This window comes from Thioalkalivibrio sp. (assembly GCF_007692535.1).
In the GTDB taxonomy this organism is placed as follows: domain Bacteria; phylum Pseudomonadota; class Gammaproteobacteria; order Ectothiorhodospirales; family Ectothiorhodospiraceae; genus Thioalkalivibrio.
The window spans coordinates 1-4891 of sequence record NZ_REBW01000094.1 but is presented as its reverse complement, the minus strand read 5'-3'; the positions used below and the strand labels follow the sequence as shown (position 1 = coordinate 4891).

The 4891-nt window shown below is 64.7% G+C and carries 5 protein-coding genes; all 5 read right to left on the bottom strand.

Features of this window, described 5'->3' with window-relative positions; all coding sequences use genetic code 11:
* Nucleotides 1-562: 562 nt before the first annotated feature.
* Nucleotides 563-2707, bottom strand: coding sequence for a TonB-dependent receptor (locus EA346_RS03980; RefSeq protein ID WP_296755947.1), 2145 nt, complete (start codon nt 2705-2707; stop codon nt 563-565).
* Between the two features lie 325 nt (nt 2708-3032).
* A complete protein-coding gene (locus tag EA346_RS03975) occupies nt 3033-3236 on the bottom strand; it encodes a hemin uptake protein HemP (RefSeq protein WP_296755945.1) in 204 nt (67 codons plus the stop codon).
* Nucleotides 3236-3649 carry a biopolymer transporter ExbD gene (locus EA346_RS03970; RefSeq protein WP_296755941.1) on the bottom strand — a complete coding sequence of 138 codons (414 nt, stop codon included), beginning with the start codon at nt 3647-3649 and terminating at the stop codon, nt 3236-3238. Before EA346_RS03970 ends, EA346_RS03975 begins: the two co-directional genes overlap by 1 nt.
* A gap of 2 nt (nt 3650-3651) precedes the next feature.
* Entirely contained in the window at nt 3652-4398 is a 747-nt protein-coding gene (locus EA346_RS03965; protein WP_296755939.1) for a MotA/TolQ/ExbB proton channel family protein, read from the bottom strand.
* A 36-nt stretch (nt 4399-4434) separates the two neighbouring features.
* On the bottom strand, nt 4435-4891 hold a 457-nt coding region (locus EA346_RS03960), incomplete at its 5' end, for an energy transducer TonB (protein WP_296755938.1).

The following is a 4891-nucleotide window of genomic DNA, read 5'->3' as shown; positions in this document are numbered from 1 at the left end:
GCCGGCAGATGGTCCAGCGCGACGGGCCAACTCGCACCTTGGGTAATCATGCGTTGAATATCCATCACCGTGTTCCCTCCCCTCGCACGTTCAATCGGTGGCGGCAGCCCGGACACCCTCTCGTGCATGGGGACTCCGGTGCCGTGGGCGCCGGGGATTCCCGGTTCGTGGTGTCGGCCCGTGGAGCCGACGGACTGCGGTGGACAATGGCGTGTTGATGGCAGGGCATCTCGCTCTCCCTTGATGGCTGAACTGAAAACCGTTCCTGCTGGCTGGGACACCACGAACCATCGGTTCGCCTGGCTGGCGGACGGAATGACCGGTCGAAACGAAAACCCGGGGCGATCTCGCAGAACTCTTGATCCCGACGGCGCATTGCTTCGGGCCGGTAACGCTACTAAACAGTAATGAGAATGATTACTGTTTCTTTTTATGGAGTCAAGAGGGTGAACCGCACGATGGCGGGCCAGGGTTCTGAGACTCGAAATGGACCGCCTCGGCGGGTGATCTCAGCAGGAACGCGCGACGTCCAGAGAGGGCGGTCCTTCGCCCCCAATCCCGCTCAGAAGTCGACGTTCAGCGACACAAACAGCCGTCGCGGTTCCATGATGTTGTTGTAGACGTTGCTGAGCGCCTCCTCTTCATTGTCGAAACGGGTATACGAGCGGTAATCCTTGAAATCCTTGTCGAGCAGATTCTGGATCACGCCCGTCACACGCACGTTGGGACTGAACCGGTAGGTCGCGCCGAGATCGAACACGGTGTAACCCCTGAAGTCGCCGAGTACGGCGTTGCTGTCCCGGACCCCCGGTCCGGCCAGGGCCTGAGCATTCCCACCGTTTTGCGGCTCATGAAAGTTCCTCGGCCGGAAGGCGCTGCTGCGGTACTCGGCAGCGACAAAGGCTGTGGTTCTCGGAGTCGCCTCCCAATCCAGGCGGGCGTTCAACATGTGATCTGGAACGCTGACCAGGGGATCGCCCTTGCGGCTCGCGATGCTCTGGGCTGGGTCCCCGGTGTCGAGTTGGGTCCGGGTGACCTCACTGTCCGTGTAGGTGTAATTGGCGGACATGGTCCAGTCGGGAGCGAATCGGTAGCGGGTAGCCAGTTCCAGCCCCTGAATCACCGAACGGCCGATGTTCAGATCGATTCCCTGGTTCGCGCCCGTTCCGCGCTCGATCTTGTCCTTGAGCTCACTGCGGAACACCGTCGCCTGTGCCGCGAGATTGCTCCGGTTGTCGTAGACCACCGTAAACTCCACGTTGGTGCTCTCTTCCGGCTCCAGGTCGGGGTTTCCGAACAGCGGCGTCGACCCGCCGTCCCCGAAGCCGATCACGCCATCGGTGATCTGCTGGAGGAACGGAACCCGGAACCCGGTGCCGACACCACCCTTCAGCGTGACGGTGTCGGTGGCGCTCCACACCCCGTAGAGGCGAGGTGTGACTTGGCCGGAAAAGTCCTTGCTGTCGTCATAGCGCAGGCCGCCAGTGAGCGCAAAATCGTCCGTAATGAACCATTCGTCTTCCACAAAGACGCTGTACTGGCGGCCTTTCAGTGTCTCCGGCAGGATACCGTCGGTCAGCTCGGGCCGGAGCATCTGGGCACCGACCGTAATCAAGTGATCACCGATCCCCGTGATCACGCGGGTGTCGAGGATGGTGGTGTCCAGCTCCAGGCGACGGGGCGTACCAAAGCGATCGGCATCAGGAACAGCCCCGGCGTTCACCGTCCTGCCCTTGGTCTCCACCCGGTCCTGCGTCAGCGTGGTCTCCCAGGTGCCGAAATCGTAACGGCCAACGTGGCCAACCCGGAGCTGATCGCGCTCGAACTCGAGTTCCCTGGCATACCCTCGCAAGAAATCGTTCGGCTGATTGCCGGTGCCAGACAGGCGCCCGAGCTGCCCCATCGAGTTGTCATACGATTGCCGGGTACTGTCGAAACGCAGTTCGAAGTCGTTGCGCGCGTCGGCCGCGAACAGCAGGCGGCCACCCGCCGTCCAGTGGTCGGCCTTCACCGGGTTCTGGCCCATGGTGCGGTTGTCGGTGAGACTCGGATCGGTGCCGGGGATGTCGATGTTCGAGGCCTGACGCTGGAACAGTCGTCCATAGGCCTGCACCGAAAATCGATCATCGCGGAGTGGCCCGCCGACATACCCTTCAGCCGTCGTGTGGCCTCCGAAATCCGAGTCCGTCTGGAAAGTCGAGTTCACCGACGCCGACCCCGCCCAGGTCTCACCCGGGCGCCGCGTGATCACGTTGACCACGCCGCCGATCGCGTCCGATCCGTAAAGCGTCGACATCGGCCCGCGGATGATCTCGATCCGCTCGATCGCGGCGACAGGAGGGAAGAACACCGACGACGCGTCGGTGAACGCGTTTGGCGCCACGGTCGCGAGCACGTTCTGCCGTACTCCGTCGATCAGCACCAGCGTGTACTCCTCCGGCAGGCCGCGCAGACTGATGGTCTGGTTGCCGGTCTTTCCGCTGCGTGCGTCCAGCGAACGCACGTTGACGCCTTCGATACCGCGCACGGCGTCGGCAAGGCTGGTGACCTCCCTGCGTTCAAGTTCCTCGCGGGTAATGACCGTGATGCTTGCCGGCGCCAGTTCGATATCCTGCTCGAAGCCGGCAGCGGTAACCACGACCGTGCCCAGGCGTTGAACCTCATCGGCTACGGATGCAACGGGGACGAAGCCGGCGGCCCCCAGCACGGCGGCGACAGCCCGGGGCAGAACCCGCAGGGAGAGAGACCGGCCGGATACCGGCCGGGTACAGCGATCGCTCGTTTGTTGCACGAAATGCCTCCTTCATTCATCGGGTTTCTTCAACGGTTTGGCTGGCTGAAGACCCCTGAAGGGGCTTGCTGGCTGGCTGAATGGGTTAACGCGAAAGATTAGCCACGGATGGACACGGACAACCACGGAAAAGGGTCAAGCGACCCATGAATCACCCTATTCCGGTTCATTCCGTGGGTTTCCGTGTACTTCCGTGGCTCGCTTTCCTCCTTCTGGGTCGCTTGCCCGCGGGCATGACCGGCTACTTGGTCAGGATCAATTTGTTCCGGTTGGTCTGGCGCAGCACGTACCACTCTCCCTCGTGCTCGATACGCAGCTGCCGGGCCGGACCGAGCAGCACGTCGCTGCGCGTGGTCGGGACCGGCCGGCCCGAGCTTCTGACCTGCAGTGGGTCGTCGTTGCCGGCTCGGGGTATCCGGCCAGTGTCCTCAGAGTCGGTTGCCATCAGTTCGTCTCCGGTTGCGAAACGAAGCCGAGCCGTGCAACGCCGGCCCGGCGGGAATCGGCCATCACCCGCGCCAGGACCTCGTAGCGGGTGTCGCGGTCGGCGCGCAGGTAGACCGCCAGTTCCGGGTTGGCCGCCACCGCATCGCGCAGGCGTGCGAACAAAGCCGCCTCGTCGATCGGGGCGTTGTCCCAGTACAGCTGCCCGGCGGCGTCCAGCGCGAGCGTGACGCTGTCGACCGTCTGCTCACTGGGCGCGCTGCTGGCGCGCGGCAGTTCGAGTTGCACCGAATGCGTGATCACCGGCGCGGTGACGATGAAGATCACCAGCAGCACCAGCATCACGTCGACCAGCGGAATCACGTTCATTTCCGACATCGGCTCATTGCTGTCGCCCAGGCGCCCGAACGACATGGTCAGGCCCCCTCCGCAGCGGGCCGGGTATCGCTTGCCGGCAACGGGTTCGCATCGGTCTGTCGGCCCGCCGCACCCGGTGCGTGGTCGGAATGCATCAGGAAGGCGTGCAGGTCGTGCGCGAAGGCCTCGAAATCCTGCTGCATCAGCCGGTTGAAGCGGTTGAAAACGTTGTAGAAAGCGACCGCGGGAATCGCTGCGGCGAGACCCGCGGCGGTGGCGACGAGCGCTTCGCCCAACGGACCGGCCACCAGATCCATCGAAACGCTCTCCAGAATCGACAGCTCGATCAGTGCGTTGTGGATCCCCCAGACGGTGCCGAACAGGCCGATGAATGGAGCGAGGCTGCCCACCGACGCGAGCAGCGTCTGGCCCGCCTGCATGCGCAGCTGCTGGCGGTCCATTGACTGGCGGATCATCCGGATCATGTGGTCGTCCAGGCGCTGTTCGCCCTTGGGGCTCAGGTCGTGCCGACCGGGGTAGGTCTCGGCCGCGTGCCAGCCATCCCGGGCCATTTCAGCGACCGGACCGCGTCCGCTGGAGACGACCTCCCTCAGCGCCCGTGGGCTGCCGGCGTTCCAGAAGCCCTGCAGAAACCGCCGGTTCGCCCGCCGGGTCTCGACCAGACTGATACCCTTGGTCGCGGCGATCGCCCAGGTCGCAATCGACAGCACCAGCAGGGTGAGGAAGACCCCGATCAGCACCGGATCGCCGTGGTAGAAGACGTACAGGATGTTCAGGTCGTTCATGTCATGCCCCCTCGGGCGATTGCTCGTTTCGCATCATCAATGCAGCCGGAACTCCATCGGCACCAGCACCGAGGCCGCAACCGGCCGGTTGCCCCGTCGGGCCGGCTCGAAGCGCCATCCCTCGACGGCTTCGAGTGCTGCGCTGTCCAGCCGCTCGTGACCGCTGCTGCGTTCCACCCGCCAGTTCACCGGGCGCCCGTCGGCGGCCACTGACACCCAGAGCAGCACGGTGCCCTGCTCCCTGCGCCGCTGCGAGATCCGCGGGTACTCGGGCGGCGGATTGTTCAGGTAGGCCGCGCCAAAACCCGGCTCCTGGAACGGTTCACCCTCGGTCTCCTCCAGATGTCCCGGCACCGGCACGTCGGCCACCCTCGGCCCGGCCAGCGCGGTCTCCTCGGGCTCGGCCGGGCTCGTGGCCTGGGCCGGCGGTTCCGGACGGGGTTCCGGCTCGGGTTCCGGCTCGGGTTCCGGCTCGGGTTCCGGCTCGGGTTCC

Coding starts and splice junctions, on each gene's coding strand:
- EA346_RS03975 (WP_296755945.1), bottom strand. CDS start 3,236: ATGGCAACCGACTCTGAGGACACTGGCCGGATACCCCGAGCCGGCAAC.
- EA346_RS03970 (WP_296755941.1), bottom strand. CDS start 3,649: ATGTCGTTCGGGCGCCTGGGCGACAGCAATGAGCCGATGTCGGAAATG.
- EA346_RS03965 (WP_296755939.1), bottom strand. CDS start 4,398: ATGAACGACCTGAACATCCTGTACGTCTTCTACCACGGCGATCCGGTG.